This window comes from Nocardia sp. NPDC057440 (assembly GCF_042802915.1).
Taxonomy (GTDB): Bacteria; Actinomycetota; Actinomycetes; order Mycobacteriales; family Mycobacteriaceae; genus Nocardia.
In genome coordinates this window covers 546763-563295 of sequence record NZ_JBHVDF010000003.1, presented here as the reverse complement: position 1 = coordinate 563295, position 16533 = coordinate 546763, and the positions used below count along the sequence as shown (strand labels likewise).

The window sequence follows — 16533 nt, the reverse complement described above, 5'->3', positions numbered from 1 at the left end:
TATCCGCGTGCGCGGGGCTGGGCTGGACGTCGGGCCGATCCTGATCGGAACATCGAGGCGGCCGCTGACCGGAGATCGGGGTTTTCCTGAGACGGACCGGGTTGGTTCGATACCTTCAGGCGGGGGTGTGGCGAAGACGGGTGAGGATGCGAGTGGTAGCGGTCGGTACAGAATCGGTCCCCGATCGGGTAGGCGGCGAGCCGCCGCCCGATGCCAGCGTCCAGCATTGGAACCCGTTCGTTCGCATCATATTTCGGTTCTGCTTTGTGTACTTCGGGCTGTTCTGCCTGGTGTACCCCCGGATCATCTCTGAGTTCCTCGGGCAGGCGGGCCGCTTACTGCCGGACTCGGCGCCGTTCTGGCCGGCACGCCTGTGGCGTCCCCTCGTCGAATGGACCGGCGAGCATGTGTTCGGCACAGACGCTGCCGCGCATGAGGATTCGATCAGCGGTGACCAGACGTTCCTGTGGGTGCTGCTGTTCTGCATGCTGGTCGTCGCGGTGATTGCGACTGTCCTATGGACAGTTCTCGATCGGCGCCGCCCGAACTATGTGGCGCTGAGCAGTTGGTTCCTGCTCTTGGTCCGGTTATGCCTCGCCGTGGAGATGCTGGTCTACGGGCTTTCCAAAGTCGTCCCCAACCAGATGCCGTCGCCCGCGCTGGCCAGGCTGCTCGAGCCATACGGGGATTTCAGTCCGATGGCCGTGTTGTGGAGCCAGGTCGGGGTGTCGCAGCCGTACGAGATCCTGCTCGGCACTGCGGAAGTGCTCGGCGGACTGCTGCTCTTCGTCCCGAGAACGACAACGCTGGGCGCGCTGCTGAGTCTGGTGTGCACGACGCAGGTGTTCGTGCTGAACATGACCTACGACGTCCCCGCCAAGATCCTGGCATTTCACCTGATGCTGCTGTGCTCGATCCTGTTGGCTCCGCAGGCGCGCAGGCTGGCGAATGTGCTCGTGCTCGACCGGCCCGCCGATCGCTCGACGCGTCGCCCGCTACTGCGCACCGTGCGCGGGAATCGGATCGCGGTGGGTTTACAAGCCGCGCTGGGCATCTGGCTGCTCGTCTCGGGCGTGTACTCGAGCGTGGACGCATACCGTGACCACGGCGGGGGCAGTAAGGAGCCACCGCTGTACGGGATCTGGACAGTGGCGGAATTCAGCCTCGACGGTCAGCGGATCCCGGCCTTGGTCACTGATGAGAATCGTTGGCAGCGTGTCGTTTTCGATCGGCAGAACGCGACTGTCCAGCGCATGGACGGCACGCTGGTGCCGGTGATCGCCATAGTCGACACCAGCGCACACACGATTGCCCTGGTGCTGCTACCCGCAGCACCCGGCGCGCAGCCGACGCCCTTGGGCGCCTTCACTTTCGACCAGCCCGCACCGGATCGCCTTGTCATGGCAGGACAACTGAACGGCCGGTCGGTGAGCATCGCCCTGCAACAGGTAGATCTGGGTACATTCCCCTTGCGCAGCCGCGGTTTCCACTGGGTCCAGGAGCAGCCGTACTTCCGCTGAGACCTCGTCCGAGCTCACGCCACCGCACGGGCAAAACACCTCCAACGGCGGCGAAGTGCGCGACTTGCTTTACCCACAACGCCGGCCACCGGGCGAGAGCTCATAGAAGTGGGGCCGGGTCGACCCCGAACAGGTCGCCCATGACTATTCGTCTTCAGTGGCGGTGAGGATGCGGGTTTCGCCTGCTGGGCGACGTCGGGTAGCGGCTGTGCCGGTGAGGGAATCGAGCTGGGTCAGGATCGAGGGGTCGCTGATCTTCTCGTCCTCGGCGAGCAGGAGCACCTTGCTCAGAATGATGCTTGTCATCCGGTCCTCGTCGGCGAACGGCAGGAACAGCCGCCGGTGCGCCGCGGCGCCGAACGAGGCAGGCACCACGCAAAGGTAGCCGCCCGGTTCGACGTGGATGCTGCCGCTGGTCAGATGCACCCGATAGGTCGCCCGAGTGCCGCGTACCACGGCCGAGTGCCCCTCGACGGTGACGCGGGCCGGCCCAAGGTCGGCAATGAGCGCCGCGAGCACCTGCGCCCGACTCGCCGCCTGCGCCGGTGACAGGTACGCCTCCGGCCCGGTGCCCGCGACCGACACCACCAAGTCCAGGTCTCGCATGACCTCGGAGAACACCACCGGCGAAACATCGACCAGCGGCACCGGCGTGCCACCGACGCTGCCTGATCCGGTCGGGGCGCCGTAGCGACCCGGGTCACGGTGGCCGCTGATCAGAAAGCGGACCTCACCGACCAGGACGTCCCCCATCCCGAAGTAGCCGTGGAAGTCGCAGCGCAGCGCCGCTATGAGGCCGTCGCCGACGATGCGGGTGGCCTGATGGTCGTCGTACTCACCATGGGTGAACCAGCCCCGACCGGACAGCAACTGGCCCGCCATCCGGCCGTTGACGGTCTGACCGGCGAACCTCCGCGACACATCGCCCGCCTCACGTTCGGCCGGAGTGAGCACATACAGCTCCCGGAACGCCTGCTTGACCGGCTGCCGTAGGCGACGTCGCACGATCTCCGCCTGCCAGTCGGCGAGCACCCCTCGCCCGTGCAGTTCGACGGGGTGGACGGCGGTGACCGGTCCGGTGGTGTCGACGTGGTCGAGCAGGTCGATCACGCCCGCTCGGTCACGCCAGAGCAGCGCGGGCAGCATCGCCGCACCGGCGGGCAGCGACAGCAGTCGGGCCAGCTCGTCCGGCGTCAGCGTCCCTGCGGTGGCGACCAGACGCTCCACCAGCCCGGTCCGCATTCGGCGAGCCTGGTCTCGCAGTCGCTCCTGGTGCTCGCGAAGCACCTGGTAGGCGGGGTCGGCGCGGACGGTGGCCGGTGGCGACTTCAGCGCCTTGCCCGCCCGGCTCACTGTCATCGTGGGGTCGGCGCCGTCGAACCGCAATGCGATCCGGTAGTCGCCGACCTCCGACTCCGTGGGGGTCGTGGTGGCGATGCGTGCCTCGCAGTCCCATTCGAGGCGGCTCGCCTCCGCAACACCGGCCACCTGCGCCAGGTGGTCGAGAGCGACCGCGATCGCGGCGGCGTGGCTGTGTCTGCGGTTGGGGCCGAGCTTGGCGCCTTTCTTCGCGGACTCGCGCAACGCCAGGTAGCGGTCGAGGACCGTCTCGTCCGGAGCGAGGGGCAGCATCCCGAACGCTGCGATGCCTTGCAGCGCGTTGTGCTTGACGCGTTTCACCACCTGGGCGCGGTTGCCACCGATGACCGCGGAGACCAGCTCATTGGGTTCGAGTTCCAGCAGGCGCCGGGCGGCATCCGCGCCGGCGTCCTCGATCGCGGCGAGGAGAACCGCCCGGTTCTGGCGGGTGGCTTCACCGACTGGCATCGCTCGGATCAGGCGCAGCAACGCAGCGGCGCGTTCCAGGCCGAACAGCGGTAGCAGCGTGTCAGCGTCGCCGGCGCGTAGCCGCCACTCGAACGCCCGGCGCTGCTCCTCCACCGGCCGATCCCGCAGCAGGTCGAGCAAGGCGGTGCGTTCCTCGTCGGTCAGTTCCGCCGCCCCGAGGTGATCGGCCACCCGCTGGTCGCCGTGCCAGCTCAGCGCCGCATGAGCGAATCGCAGACCGCGCGGTACCAGCACCTTGGGCAGCTCGTCCCAGTCGGCGGGGGCCGGTGCGGAGACGAGCCGCCAGGTCAGCGCATCCACGTGGTTCCGTACGGTGTCCGCGCAGGTCAGCGGCGGGCTGGTCGCGTCGCCGTTCGGCGAGTGGCCGATGATCGCGTAGCCGAGGTAGCGGTCGTCGGTGAAGGCCCGTTCGACCACGGTGGCGTCAAGGCCGCCGGCTCGGTGCAGCGTGTCGAGAATCTGCGCCACGCTCTCCCGGCGCAGGGTGCCGAGCGGCGTGAACACGAGGACCCGCAACAGGTGGATGTCGGCGGCGGCGATGGCTTGTTCCGCTATCTCGTCCAGCAGCTGCCGGTGCCGGACGTCGCTCCCCAAGGAGGCGGCGAGCAGGGATTTCCGGTGAGCTGTCGGCCACGGCGCGTCAAGCAGGCCGGTAACATCGTCCGGCCGGTCGACCGGGAAGCTGGTGTCGTAGAGGTCGTCGAGCTCCGAGACGATGTCGCCCAGGTGCGGTGCCAGGTTTCCGATCGTCTGGTCGTCGCCCTGCTCGATCCGGAGCCGGATCTCCTCGGCGGTGTCCCGCAAGCCCGCCAGGTCGCCGGCCTTCGCCAGGACCCGCGCCTGGTCCACCAGCCGCCACAGCGCCTCGCGCTGTTCGCGGACGACGTCGATATAGATCTCTGGAATGTCCACCGCGGTCAGCCTCCCGCCAGCGCGACCAGCCGCAGGAACACGACCGGCTCATCGAGCCGAAGGGCGACCTCCGCGTCCAGGTCGACGACCTGCCGTCCGCCGACGAAGACCACGAATGTCCCCACAGTGAAGGCCTGGTGCGCCCGGGTCACCTCCTCGGTCACGTCCGGGTCCGGCGGCGCCTGCTGCGGCATCTTGATCGCACCGGTGATGGCCTGCGTCCGGAGGTCGGCGTTGGACAGATACTGGCGGTCGAGGATCCGCCGACAGCGTGCCGCATCGGCGCGCAGCTCCCGGATCTGCTCCTCGACCGCACGCCGGATCAGCTCTCGCACTGTGGTGCGATCGTCGGCCAGCCGTACCAGCACCACCGGAAGGTCATCGCCGGGCATGCCGGGCACCCGGCTGCGCACCGCGATATCGACCATGTCCGCCACCATAAAACAGGGGTCTGACAGCGACCAGCCGTGAGAACGTGCGCCCATCGGTGTCGACTCGCTTGTAGCCGGTCCAGCCGTCAGGGATAAGTTCAGCCGCGGTTGACCGAGCGCTCCAGCGCCTGTTGCGCATTCGCGTCGAGTTCGTCGATGACATCGTCGCGACCCGCGAGGTACCTCAGCAAAGCCTGCTGAAACAGTCCGTCGAAAATGGCATAGGCCACCGGCGGTGTGACAGCGGGAGGTAGTCCGGTGAGGTCGGCGTACTTCTCGACCACTCGCCAGATCATCTGTTCGCGTCGCTGGTCGATATCAAGGACGTCGGCTCGGAACCCTTCTTCGAAGAGGCTCTGGTTGCGCAGGTCGTACCAAAGCCGGTGCATCGGGGCGTCCGTTCGCAGCGTGGTCGCCATCGCGGCGGCAAAGCCGTGCTGGAGCTCTTCGGCCGAGGTCGCGGTCGCTACGACCTCGTCGTAGCGAGTCACACACGCTGCTTCGTACTGCCGCACGGACTGGGTGAGCAGGTCCACCTTGTCGCTGAAGTAGTAGTGGAGCACACCATGGGAGAACTCCGAATTCTGCGCGATCTCGCGCAGGCTCGTCCGGGCGTATCCGAGTTCGGCGAGGGTCTGTAGCGCGGACGCGGCCAGCTGTGCCCGCCGTTCGGTGAACTTGTCCACCTGCCGGCGCGAGATCCGTTCGCGGTTCCGCTCCGTCACGTCAGTCACGGTGAACCTCCTGTCGGCTCTCGCTACCCGCGCCGTGCGAGCACCCGAACGAGTCTATCGCCGTGTGGCTGGGATGAGCTGTTCGAGGTCTTGACAAGTGTCCTAAAAAAACTTGACGGCTGTCAAGAAAAAGCTTGACGACTGTCAAGGGATTGATAGGGTATGGCGTACGTCACAACGGCCAGCGTTCGGCGTAACTGGCGACGACACCGCCAAAGGCTCATCTCGAAGAGGAGATCCACATGAGTTCTTATGACCTGACCGGACGAACGGCGCTGGTGACCGGTGGTGCGGGCGGCCTCGGAGCCGAGATGGCCGAGGCGCTCGCTCGCGCAGGTGCGGCCGTCGTGATCGCAGACATCAAGCAGGAGGCCGGGAGGGCAACCGCGGACGCGTTGAAGCAGTCCGGCGCCAAGGCCGCATTCGTCTCCCTCGATGTCACCGACGACGCGAGCTGGGAAGCCGCCGTTGCCGCGACGATTGCCGAACTGGGCGGCTTGGACATCGTGATCAACAACGCGGGGCTGGAAGTCACCGCGCTGCTGGCCGACCTGGATGTGGACGGAGCTCGCCGGATGCTCGAGGTCAATCTCCTCGGTCCGGCGCTGGGCATCAAGCACGCATTCCGGGCGATGCGTCCGGGCGGCCCGGCAGGCGCGGGTGGCGCCGTGGTGAACATCTCCTCGGTCGCCGCGACCATCGCGTTCCCGGGAATCGGCTGCTACTCGGCGACGAAATCCGGTCTCGATCGACTCACGAGGGTCGCGGCCATGGAGTCCGGCAAGCTCGGCTACGGCGTGCGGGTCAACTGCGTCTATCCCGGCTTGGTGGCCAATGAGATGGGCATCAAGCTCGCCAATGATGTTGTCGCCCTCGGCCTGTTCCCGAGCGCCGAGGAGGCCGTCGGTGCAGTCGTCGGCCTGACTCCGCTCGGCCGCCTCGGTGTCGCGTCCGAGACGGCTGACGCGGTGGTGTTCCTGGCGTCGGACTCCGCTCGCTTCATCACCGGCGCAGGCCTTCCGGTCGACGGCGGCATGGGCATGTGACCCGAGAAATCCAGCAACTTCCGAAAGGCTGATCCATGACTACTGCCAAACCCGTTGTTGTGTACGGGGCCTCCGGGTACACCGGTCGGCTGATTTGTGAATACCTTCGCGAGTACAACGTGCCCTTCATCGCGGCCGGACGTGATAAACGGCGCATCCAAGAAACGATCGACAAGATTCCCGGCATCGAGACTGCGGACTACGAGGTCGTCGAGGTTTCCCACGAGGTCGAGTCGCTGACCGAACTGTTCAGCAGCGCAAAGGTTGTCTGCAACACCGTCGGACCGTTCTCCAAGTACGGCCACGAAGTCGTCGAGGCATGTATCCGGGCCGGCGCGCACTACCTCGACACCACCGGTGAGCAGGACTGGTTGATCGAGTGCGACGAAACCTACGGCGAGCGGATGGGGGAGCATGGGCTGCTGCTTGCACCAGGTGTCGCGCAGATGTACACCACCGGTGAGATCGCGGCGAACATCTGCTTGGAGACGCCCGGCTTGGACACCCTCGACATCCTGGTCTTCTGGAGGGGCTTCCCGACGGTCGCGTCGACCAGGACGATCCTGGTCAATGCCGCGCTGTCGAAAGCGCACTACTTGGAACAGAATCGGTACCTCGAATGGCCCGCCGACGGCGGCCTGTACGACGTCACGGTGCCCGGGCAACACGAAGCGGGACTCGCGCTGCCGTGGGGCGGCACATCGCACCCGGTGTGGTTCAAGCGCGATCCACGAGTGGCCAATGTCAAGGCGCTCGGCGGAGTCTTCGATCGCCAGCTCATGCAAGGTGTGCCGCTGATCGTGAAAGCCGTTGTCGAACAGATCCAAGGACTCCCGGATTCGGAGAAATACAAGATCCTCGACGAGCAGGCCGCCGCTGTGCGTAGCGAGATGCCGCCGCGGGAGAATCCGCGCATCAACACCTCCATGGACTCCGTGCACGCGTCGGGCCCACTCGGCCGCGCTCACTGCGTGATCCACGGTAATTCCAACTACAAGCAGACCGGTCTGCTGCAAGCGTTTTCGGTGTATTCGCTGCTTCAGCAGGCGCCGAAGCGTGTCGGCTTCGCTTCCGCATGCCAAGCGTTCGGGCATCGTGAACTGCTGGGTGTGCTGCGAAGTTTCGGCCTGGTGCTCGAGCCGATCCATTCCGTCTACAGCTGATCGCGTCGGGCTCCCGGCTTCTACTTCCGGGAACCCGGCTCCGCACCAGATCAGAGTTCGAACCTGCAAAGGACGGCATTGTGCGTCTGACCGATTACCTCGACAAGGGGGCCTCCCTCGGTCCGTTGTCGCCATGTCTCACGACGGACGGTGAATCGCTGAGTTACGAAGCGGTACAACGACTGTCGTGGCAGGTGGCCCGTGCGCTGGCGCGGTCCGGTGTGCGACCGGGCGATAAAGTGGCGATCCTTTCCGGCAACGACCCGGTCGCGTTCGCGTGCGTTTTCGGTATTGCGCGGGCCGGCGCGGTGTGGTGCCCGATCAATCCACGCAATGAAGCGGCGGAGAACCGGGATCTGCTCGATCTTTTCGACTGCACGTGCCTGATCGTTCAGGGGGCGTTCGCCGAACTCGTCACAAGGATTCTTCCGGACCTGCCGCAGCTGACCACGTTGGTGTCTCTCGATGGGCAGATCCCCGCGGCCATACCGTTCGAGCAGTGGCTCGACGGTATGGCCGCGCAGCCCTGGCAGGCAGAACCGGTCGACGACGTGATCATGATCGTCGGCACCGGGGGCACCACCGGGCGCCCGAAAGGGGTGATGCTGACCGGCAACAACATTGCCACGATGTCCGCTCTGACACTGATGAGCTATCCATTCGACCAACGACCGAGATATCTGGCGCTCGCACCATTGACCCACGCTGCGGGCGTGCTCTGCTTTCCGGTGATGGCGCTCGGCGGCGAGATTGTTGTCATGCGGAAACCGGATCTGGCCGAGTTCCTTTCACTGATCGAGCGGCACCAGGTCACCCATACGTTCTTGCCGCCGACGCTGATCTACATGCTGCTGGACCATCCAGGCCTCGCGCAGGCCGAACTGAAATCCTTGCAGTGCCTGTGGTACGGCGCTGCTCCGATGTCGGCGGCGCGGCTGGAAGAGGCGATCGAGAAGATCGGTCCGGTGTTTGCCCAATTATTCGGCCAGACCGAGGCGCCCATGATGATCTCGACCATGGCGCCGAAGGACCACTTCTATGCCGACGGCACCCTCGCTCGCGGTCGCCTGTCCTCTGCGGGGCGGCCTACGCCACTGGTGCTGACGGCGATCATGGATGGCGAGGGCCGCCTACTCGGCAGCGGCGAGCGCGGCGAGATCGTCATCCGTAGCCCCCTCGTCATGGCCGGCTACTACAAGGATCAGGCGGCGTCGGAGGCTGCCGGGAAGTACGGCTGGCATCACACCGGGGACATCGGCTACCTCGACGAGGAGAACTATCTGTTCATCGTCGACCGTGCGAAGGACATGATCATTACAGGAGGCTTCAACGTGTACTCGACCGAGGTCGAGCAGGCGCTGATGACTCATCCCGCGGTGCGGGACTGCGCGGTGATCGGCCTGCCGGACGACAAGTGGGGCGAGCGGGTCACCGCAGTAGTGGAGCTACACGACGGACAACATGTGACAGGTCCCGAAGTAGTCGCCTTCGTACGTAATCTGCTGGGTAGCGTGAAAGCTCCTAAACAGGTGGAAGTTTGGCCAGATCTACCCCGTTCCAAGCTCGGCAAGGTTCTCAAGAACGAGATCAAGCCCCGCCTGCTTCACGACCGCGCCATCGACGGCTGACGCTGAGCTCGGCCGAGTGGTTGCCGGTCGTGTCGGTGGCAGCGCGCCCCAGTCGGATCTCGCGCTTTTGCTGGGACATGCCCTGGGTTCGCGCGCGGCCTTCGAACTCCTCCTCGCTGGGTTCCCTGGATTTGCGCGGCGAGCACAGTAACGTTGTCCTGCGCTTACGCCTGTCGGCGTGGCTATCGGATTCTCGACTGCGTAATCGACGTTGCCCGAATCGCGATCGGAGGCCGCGGTGCATGCGTCACGGGACTGGAGCGACGAGCTGGTCGCCTCGTTGCAATGGTTGCTCATCGCGTTCACCGTCACGGGCGTTGTATTCCTGGTTGTCGTGGTTGTGCTGCTGCGCATCACCGAGTGGGGGCGGCACTTCCGGTCGGTGACCGGGGCCTTCTTCACGGGCCCTGCGGCATTGCGCACCATTCCGTTCGTCGGGGTGCTGTTGTTGAGCGCGGTCTTGTCGGTTCGGGTGAAAGTGTTGTTGTCCTATCAGGGCAATGACATGTTCGCTGCCCTGCAGAATGCCGCCTCGGCGATCGGGCGCGGCGACGCCGCGGCGCTCGACAGCGCCGAAACCGCGTTCTGGCACTCGCTGATCGTGTTCGCTGTGCTCGCCGTCATCGATGTGGCGCGCACGCTGTTGGATTTCTATCTCGGTCAGATCTTCGAAATCGGTTGGCGGCTTTGGTTGACCGAGCGCGCGACCGGGGAATGGACAGCCGATCAGGCCTACTACCGGATCCGATTCATCGATGCGCCCATCGATAACCCGGATCAGCGCATCCAGCACGACATCACCGACATGGTCGCCCGTTCCAGGGCACTATCGCTGGGGGCGGTCACCGCGGTGGTGTCGGTGGTGTCGTTCACCCGAATTCTGTGGGATCTGTCCGAAGCCTTGACCGTCTTCGATGTCGCACTTCCCAGGGCGATGGTATTCCTCGTCTTCGTCTACGTGCTGGTGGCGACGACGGTCGCCTTCTGGATCGGTCGTCCGCTGATCGGGCTCGGATTCCGCTATCAGGCCGCGACGGCGAACTTCCGCTATGCGCTTGTCCGATTGCGCGACAATGCCGAGCGGATCGCCTTCTATCGCGGCGAGGACGTCGAAAGACAAGGATTGCGTGCGCGATTCGCGCAGGTGCTGCGAATCTATCGCAGTCTCGTGATGTTCACCACGCGGTTCATCGGCTGGAATCAGGCGGCCAGCGAGGCGGCCGTGGTGTTTCCGTGGATCATGCAGGCGCCGCACTTCTTCGCGGGAACGCTGACCCTCGGCGACGTCCAGCAGACCACGTCGGCATTCGGGCAGATCCAGGGCTCGCTGTCGTTCTTCCGCAATAGCTACAGCGAATTCGCGGCGTTCCGTGCGACATTGCTGCGCCTGTTCGGACTCTTCGAGGCGAGTGAGCTCGCACGCGCTTTGCCCAAGATCGAGGTGCGCGCGCTGCGTGATTCGGTGGAATTGCGCGAGGTGGAGGTGCGCCGACCCGACGGCGCGATCCTGATCGACAACTTGAATCTGCGGCTGCGCGCCGGGGATTCGGTGGTCGTCAAGGGGCTCTCCGGGAGCGGCAAGACCACCCTGCTGCGCGCCCTCGCCGAGATGTGGCCCTACACCCACGGCGCCGTCGGCAGACCGGATACCGTCGGCACACTGTTCATTTCGCAACTGCCCTACCTTCCGCTCGGCGATCTGCGCGCGGCCGTCACCTACCCTGCGGAGCCAGGAAGCGCTACGGATGCGACGCTGCGGGCCGTACTCACCAAGGTGCAGCTCGGCCAACTGGCTACCCGGTTGGACGAGGAGGCGGACTGGGCCGACATCCTGTCGCCGGGCGAGCAGCAGCGCCTGGCATTCGCGCGGTTGCTGCTGATCCGACCCGAGGCGGCGTTCCTCGACGAGGTGACCTCCGCTGTGGACGAAGGTCTGGAATTCGCCCTCTACACCCTGATTCGCACCGAACTGCCCGACCTCATCCTGGTCAGCACCGCGCATCGCGCCACGGTCGACCAGCATCACACCACGCGTCTCGAGCTCGTGGGCGGCGGTGCCTGGTCATGGGGGCCGAATCAGCAGGCGCACCGGTGAATTCGGCACAAGCGGGATGGGACTGCGATGTCGATCACGGGGTGCTCAGCAGGGTCGAACCAGCTCGAGGATCGTGCGTTCCGCGGTGATGGTGACGCCGCCCGCCGTGGCTCGGACCGTCGATGGCGTGCCGAGGTATTCGGGCTCGGGACCGCCGACGATGCTCTACAGCCCTACCGCGGTCGGCCGTGCCGATGCCGTCGGCGACACGGGCGAGCACCTGGCCGATGATCGCCGAGCATCCGGGTCGGTGACTACTTCGAGCGACGGCGCATGGTGAGTACGCCGGCGATCCATCCGACCGCGAACATTGTCAGCAGGATCAGCCACATCGGTGAACGAATAGTGATCAACAGGAATTCGATCGAGACCTTGTCGCGGTTCTCGGCGACGAAGATGACCGCCACGACCGTGACCGCGAGGGCAACCCACTGCGTCGGCGAGATACGGGCCAGTATCGAACGATTCTCGCTGCTGTTCATGGCGAATCCCTCTGTCTAGTTTGGTGTCGGAACGTAATTCGGCTGTGGTGAGCGTTGCCCGTAACTCGAGGGTGTCGGCCGCAGTCCAGTTCGGGGGCTGCGGGATCGTGGCCCAGGCGTCGGCGATATCGGCGTGGAAGGTGTGCCCGTGGCCGTCGGGGACATCCAGCGAGGTCGGATCATGAGTGGATACGCAAGTCGCGGCGGCCCGGCCACACCCATCAGCCTCCGCAACTGGTCCTGCCGGCTTGCGAACCACCCGACCAAAGTATGACGCGAGTCGCAATGGAAGATGCGCATTTGTGTAGAGCGGAAGTTGTCCGGATTCGCTCAGTTGTCGGCGATCGTCGCTCCGCTGGGCATCGGACCAGACCTACCGCGCACGCCACAGCGTCAGCTCGGGACAGTACCGATCGGTATGTGGCATTGCAGGACGGTGTCTGCCGATCTTGGTGGGCATTGGCATTGTTGTTATTGGAGATGTTCGATGGCTGCCTGTAGCCGTGCGGCGAGGAGGTGCGCGGGGCCAGTCAGCCGATAGCGTCCCTTGTGTTCCTCGACGACACTCAGGAACGGGGAGGCCAGCAGTTGCAGTGCCTCGACGATCCTATTGTGTGGGACAGCAAGTTTGCGTAGGTCGCGGCGTAGTTCGTTGGGGCCCAGCCATCCTCCGTCGTACATGGGAGCCGCGTCGCGCATTTCCAGGTCGAGTTGGGTGACGACGGCTTTGAGAATTGTCAGCAGCTGCAAGTGTTCGTTATGTCGGTGCCGCAGTTCGTTGTCCCGCTGGTCGGCGGTGATCTCGGTGTCGAAGAGGACCTTCAGCTCGGTGGGAGAGAAAGGCGTCCGGGCGTGCATGTGTACGGCGTCGGCGAGGGTTCGAGCGTGAAGAACTGCCAGCCGTGGGTCGGCGGCGGCTTCGGCGTGGATGCGGCGGTGGAACTCGGGTCCGACAAGAACCGTGATCTTCGCATCGATTTTGTCTCGGTGTTCTCTGAGCCCCTGGAAGCTGACCTCCCGGTCCGACACCGGCCCCTCGCCGGAGGTTTTCGCTTCGACGGCGAAGACGAGTTTCGAAGCGGGCAGGAGTAGCGTCGCGGCGATGTCTGTTCGCGCGGGCCCGGACAGGTGCTCGACATGGAGGTGGAGATAGCTCAAAGCGTCGTGAACAGCCAATTCGAAGCGTGTCGGATGACGGCTATCGCGCATAGCGTCTATCAATTCGTCCGCAAGCCGCGATGAGACGCGAGGATCGTCATCGGCGGGGAGAAGTTCGGTTGCGAGGGCCGTCGGCGTCGCGACTTCGCCCCGAGCTGCGACTGGGAGATCGGCGAGCAGTGCCTTGCCGACGGGAGTGAGGTGATAGCGCTGATGGTCGAACTTGTCCACGACGCCGCATTCTCGCAGCAACGCGAATCGTGTCCGCATGCTCGGTACACGTATAGCCTCGCGACCGTAGTTCGCACTCTGTCCCGCTAGCGTTATAGCGTCGGCAGGTCCGTCACAGAGTTCGCTCAGGACCTCTCCGACGAACCAGACATTGGCATGGACAATCCGAACAAGGTCGGCGTCGTCACCGTTGTCCAGCCACGCAGCGGCCGCACGTGTGGCAGCCCAACGCCCCAGACCGACTCGCTCGATGAGTCCGAGCATCTTCAACGACGCTCGTGCTTGACGCGCCGACGCCTCCGCGAGCCCGTATTGCCGCAGAAGCTCCTCCAGACCGACTTCCGTTACCTCGGGTATCGCGTTGCTGACCGCCTGCCTGAGCACTGCGACCGGTCCCACGCCTTCCGGGCTGGGCAGAAACAGGCTTTTCGCGTCCGTACGGTTGTGATGAATTTGTCCGCGTAGCGGGCCGAGGAGCTCATCGATCACCGGATGCGCGGGCGAGACCGCGATCTCCACTTCGAGATTCGGAGGTGCCGGCGCATTCAGTGGAAGCCAAGCCAGGAGGGTGTTGCCGGCGGCTGTCAAGTGCACTTTGCCGCCGTACAGCTCAACATGCCCGGATGCACGTAACCATGTCGTCCTTCTCCGCAGCTGGTCCAGCGCTGTCCAATTCATCCCGTACTGGCTATTGGCCAGCACACGAAGCTCCTCATGCGACAGCGGGCCCGCGTTCAACATCGACAGGAGCTCACCGACAAGCCGCACACGTGCATGAAGATGCACGATGAGCTGCTGAGGGTCTGTCGACCGCAGCCACTGCGTGACGCCATCGGTCAACACGAAACGTCCTTCACGACGAGTCACGAAGCACGGCCCCAACTTCTTGGCAAGCTCCGCAACCGCTATGGGCTCGTCGAAACCTGGCACCGCAACAGTCGTATCCGACTCCTGCGCACCGACTATGACCTCCAGCAACGCCGGTAGGAGATCGATCCACTGCTCACCGGAACCCGGCGCACTCGGGGCCGTCTGTATACGATCACGCCACTCGAGCAGCGCGTAGTTCGAGTCGGCATCGTCGACGCGATTCTTCATTGTCAGAACATTAGCTACCCTCGTCAGGAACATGACGAGAAGCGGTGGGTGGGTACCCGGCGGGTGTGAGCGGTGGCGCGCCAAACGGCACGCCTGCGCTCCGTCGCCGGGCGACCACGACGTGTTGCGAACGACCCCCGAATGCCGTTGCGCCACCCACGAAATGAGATGGGCCGGACAGCACTCGCTGTCCGGCCCTTGTCCCCCTCCGGCTCGGCTACCGGTCCGGTCGCTGCTCAATCAGACGCAGGTACTTGCGGATCAACTCGGCCAGCTTGCGGTCCAGGGCGTCGTAGATGCGCACGGGCAGTGCTGCGCCGCTGGCCACCTCCTGGCCCCTATTCGCCCGCGAGTACGGCCAGGGCACATTCCCGCAGGCGACATTGCGGGTCGCAGGTGGTGGTGGACGCCGAGCACGCGGATCGCGTCATCGACGTCGATTTCACCGGTATCGCTGTCACGTGCGGCGTCCGCGACGGGGTTGTCTTCGACCAGCATCAGGATCGGGAGGTTGGCGATCCTGACCGCGTCACGATTGCCGCGTCCCGGTAGTCCCTCGGGTTTCATCCGATGTGGCTTATTTATATCGCGCGGTATGTGTTCAGCACGTCTTTCACCGCGTCGGTGACGGGCAGCTCCTGCGTGATGCCCGTCCACGTGTAAGCGTCGTGCTCGGTCAATTTCACTGGTTCCGGCACACTCACCGCCACAGTGAAATTGAATTGACGGCTCTTCTTTCCGCTGCCACCCTGGTAATCGAAGCTGCCGAGGAATTCACGGAGGCCATTTACGTTCAGGCCGGTTTCCTCCGCGACTTCACGGATAAGGGCCGCATCTAGAGTCTCGCCAGGCTCAACCTTTCCGCTGGGCAGCTCGAATATCCCGCCCATGAATTCATCCTTGGGGCGCTGAAGCAAAAGCACCATGCCCTTGTGTTCCACTACAGCGCCTACAACAAGTTGCTGTATTCCGTCTATTTCGGCTTCAGCGGTGAGACGGGCAATCAACGCGGTATCGACCATTGTTCTCATTCATCCTTCACAGGTCGCGGTATCGGTCGGAGATTTTGCGGAACGCTTCGATGTAGCTGTCGACCAGCGGCATATCCTCCTCACGGTGCCAGACGGGCAGTTTCAGGGTGGTGGCATGTACGGCCTCGGCTTGCGGGAACTCGCCGGGGCCGTGGGCCAGCGCGTCTGTATAGGCCGGTAGCAGCGGTTCGGGCTGCTGGAACAGGGGCAGCAGGTTCAGCGGGCACGTGGAGCCGGGCCGGTCTACTTCGCGGCACCCTTCAGCGTGCAGCGCATCGTAGAAGCGCTGTATGGGAAGCCCGCCCAGCTCGTCTGCCCGGTATCGCAGTATCAGCCCGTACCAGGACGGGCGCACCCCGGCGGGTATGTCGGGCACGGTGATGCCCGCTAGGTCGCTGAGCTGGTCACACAGGTACCGCGCGACTCTGGCCCGGCCGTCTAGGTAGCCATCGAGGTTCGCGAGCTGGTCACGCGCGAGACTCGCCGCCAGCGGGTGAATGCGGTGCTTGAGCCCGGTACCGGTGACGGCGTAGCGGTAGAGCGGATGCTCTCGCGGGATCTCGTTGCGGCACCGCTTGTTGTACTGGCCATGCAGGAGCACCCGGTAATAGACCTCCGTGTCGTCGGTGAGGATAAAACCACCCTCCCCTGCCGATAGCGGTTTGGGGCCGTTCATGCTGAAAGCAGCAGCGCGGCCGAAGGTTCCGGCGCGCTGGCCGTTGATGCTCGCGCCGTGGGCGTGGGAACCATCTTCCAACAGCATCAGGCCGTGATCATCCGCGACCGCTTGAAGCCCCGGCATGTCGGCGGGCAGTCCCCACATGTGGGTAACGATGAGCGCCTTGGTATTTGGGGTGAAGCGCCGTTTTACGTCGTCGGGGTCGAGGTTGCCGGTCGCGTCGCAGTCGGCCAGCACAGGCACCGCTCCCAGGTGCAGCAGCGGCGTCACCGTGGCGAAGAACGTGTAAGCCGGGGCTATCACCTCATCACCGGGGCCGATGCCGCACGCCGCGTACATCGAATAGAGAGCAGCCGTGCCGGAGCTGGTGAGCACGGCGTGTGCCATACCGTGGTACTCGCGTAGTTCGTTCTCCAATTCTTCGATCACGCCGGAACGGTCATAGATCGACACCGCGCGGTCGAGCTGGGCCAGCAC

At 64.8% G+C, this 16533-nt stretch carries 14 protein-coding genes and 1 pseudogene; 6 read left to right on the top strand and 9 right to left on the bottom strand.

Features of this window, described 5'->3' with window-relative positions; translation table 11 throughout:
* Nucleotides 1-266: 266 nt before the first annotated feature.
* The gene (locus ACFU4Z_RS08925; RefSeq protein WP_379060848.1) at nt 267-1520 is read left to right on the top strand and encodes a DoxX family membrane protein; all 1254 of its coding nucleotides are present in this window, start codon (nt 267-269) and stop codon (nt 1518-1520) included.
* Nucleotides 1521-1664: 144 nt separating this feature from the next.
* On the opposite strand, the gene ACFU4Z_RS08920 is transcribed toward ACFU4Z_RS08925, so the two are convergent.
* From ACFU4Z_RS08920 to ACFU4Z_RS08910, 3 genes are all read right to left on the bottom strand, one after another.
* Nucleotides 1665-4280, bottom strand: coding sequence for a DUF4132 domain-containing protein (locus ACFU4Z_RS08920; RefSeq protein WP_379060847.1), 2616 nt, complete (start codon nt 4278-4280; stop codon nt 1665-1667).
* Between the two features lie 5 nt (nt 4281-4285).
* Nucleotides 4286-4708, bottom strand: coding sequence for a hypothetical protein (locus ACFU4Z_RS08915; protein ID WP_379060846.1), 423 nt, complete (start codon nt 4706-4708; stop codon nt 4286-4288).
* Between the two features lie 101 nt (nt 4709-4809).
* Complete coding sequence (locus tag ACFU4Z_RS08910; RefSeq protein WP_379060844.1) at nt 4810-5445, bottom strand: TetR/AcrR family transcriptional regulator; 636 nt, start codon at nt 5443-5445, stop codon at nt 4810-4812.
* A gap of 242 nt (nt 5446-5687) precedes the next feature.
* On the opposite strand from ACFU4Z_RS08910, the gene ACFU4Z_RS08905 reads away from it, so the two are divergent.
* The 4 genes from ACFU4Z_RS08905 (at nt 5688) to ACFU4Z_RS08890 (ending at nt 11377) form a co-directional block, all read left to right on the top strand.
* On the top strand, nt 5688-6491 hold the full coding sequence (locus ACFU4Z_RS08905) for an SDR family NAD(P)-dependent oxidoreductase (RefSeq protein WP_379060842.1): 804 nt from the start codon (nt 5688-5690) through the stop codon (nt 6489-6491).
* 35 nt (nt 6492-6526) lie between these two features.
* Nucleotides 6527-7654, top strand: a complete 1128-nt coding sequence (locus tag ACFU4Z_RS08900; RefSeq protein ID WP_379060841.1) for a DUF5938 domain-containing protein — start codon at nt 6527-6529, stop codon at nt 7652-7654.
* 80 nt (nt 7655-7734) lie between these two features.
* Nucleotides 7735-9282 (top strand): AMP-binding protein, encoded by a 1548-nt coding sequence (locus tag ACFU4Z_RS08895; RefSeq protein WP_379060840.1) that lies wholly within the window; start codon nt 7735-7737, stop codon nt 9280-9282.
* A 238-nt stretch (nt 9283-9520) separates the two neighbouring features.
* A complete protein-coding gene (locus ACFU4Z_RS08890; RefSeq protein ID WP_379060839.1) occupies nt 9521-11377 on the top strand; it encodes an ABC transporter ATP-binding protein/permease in 1857 nt (618 codons plus the stop codon).
* Nucleotides 11378-11631: 254 nt separating this feature from the next.
* Here ACFU4Z_RS08890 and ACFU4Z_RS08885 read toward each other — a convergent pair whose 3' ends face one another.
* The 4 genes and pseudogenes from ACFU4Z_RS08885 to ACFU4Z_RS08870 form a co-directional block, all read right to left on the bottom strand.
* Nucleotides 11632-11859 (bottom strand): hypothetical protein, encoded by a 228-nt coding sequence (locus ACFU4Z_RS08885; protein ID WP_379060838.1) that lies wholly within the window; start codon nt 11857-11859, stop codon nt 11632-11634.
* A gap of 76 nt (nt 11860-11935) precedes the next feature.
* Nucleotides 11936-12118 (bottom strand): annotated as a pseudogene (locus ACFU4Z_RS08880) (alpha/beta-hydrolase family protein); the annotation flags it as partial.
* Between the two features lie 212 nt (nt 12119-12330).
* A complete protein-coding gene (locus ACFU4Z_RS08875) occupies nt 12331-14178 on the bottom strand; it encodes a hypothetical protein (RefSeq protein ID WP_379060837.1) in 1848 nt (615 codons plus the stop codon).
* Between the two features lie 385 nt (nt 14179-14563).
* Nucleotides 14564-14713 carry a hypothetical protein gene (locus ACFU4Z_RS08870; protein WP_379060836.1) on the bottom strand — a complete coding sequence of 50 codons (150 nt, stop codon included), beginning with the start codon at nt 14711-14713 and terminating at the stop codon, nt 14564-14566.
* Between the two features lie 35 nt (nt 14714-14748).
* Here ACFU4Z_RS08870 and ACFU4Z_RS08865 point away from each other — a divergent pair, with 35 nt between their 5' ends.
* Nucleotides 14749-14898 (top strand): hypothetical protein, encoded by a 150-nt coding sequence (locus ACFU4Z_RS08865; protein WP_379060834.1) that lies wholly within the window; start codon nt 14749-14751, stop codon nt 14896-14898.
* 29 nt (nt 14899-14927) lie between these two features.
* Here the strand turns inward: ACFU4Z_RS08865 and ACFU4Z_RS08860 are convergent, their stop codons facing one another.
* Together ACFU4Z_RS08860 and ACFU4Z_RS08855 are read right to left on the bottom strand one after the other, a co-directional pair.
* Nucleotides 14928-15368, bottom strand: a complete 441-nt coding sequence (locus ACFU4Z_RS08860) for an NUDIX domain-containing protein (RefSeq protein ID WP_379060833.1) — start codon at nt 15366-15368, stop codon at nt 14928-14930.
* A 16-nt stretch (nt 15369-15384) separates the two neighbouring features.
* Entirely contained in the window at nt 15385-16533 is a 1149-nt protein-coding gene (locus ACFU4Z_RS08855) for a DegT/DnrJ/EryC1/StrS family aminotransferase (protein WP_379060832.1), read from the bottom strand.

Excerpts from the sequence above, each read along its gene's own strand:
- ACFU4Z_RS08885 (WP_379060838.1), bottom strand. The coding sequence starts at position 11,859 with ATGAACAGCAGCGAGAATCGTTCGATACTGGCCCGTATCTCGCCGACG.
- ACFU4Z_RS08900 (WP_379060841.1), top strand. The coding sequence starts at position 6,527 with ATGACTACTGCCAAACCCGTTGTTGTGTACGGGGCCTCCGGGTACACC.
- ACFU4Z_RS08860 (WP_379060833.1), bottom strand. The coding sequence starts at position 15,368 with ATGGTCGATACCGCGTTGATTGCCCGTCTCACCGCTGAAGCCGAAATA.
- ACFU4Z_RS08905 (WP_379060842.1), top strand. The coding sequence starts at position 5,688 with ATGAGTTCTTATGACCTGACCGGACGAACGGCGCTGGTGACCGGTGGT.
- ACFU4Z_RS08915 (WP_379060846.1), bottom strand. The coding sequence starts at position 4,708 with ATGGTCGATATCGCGGTGCGCAGCCGGGTGCCCGGCATGCCCGGCGAT.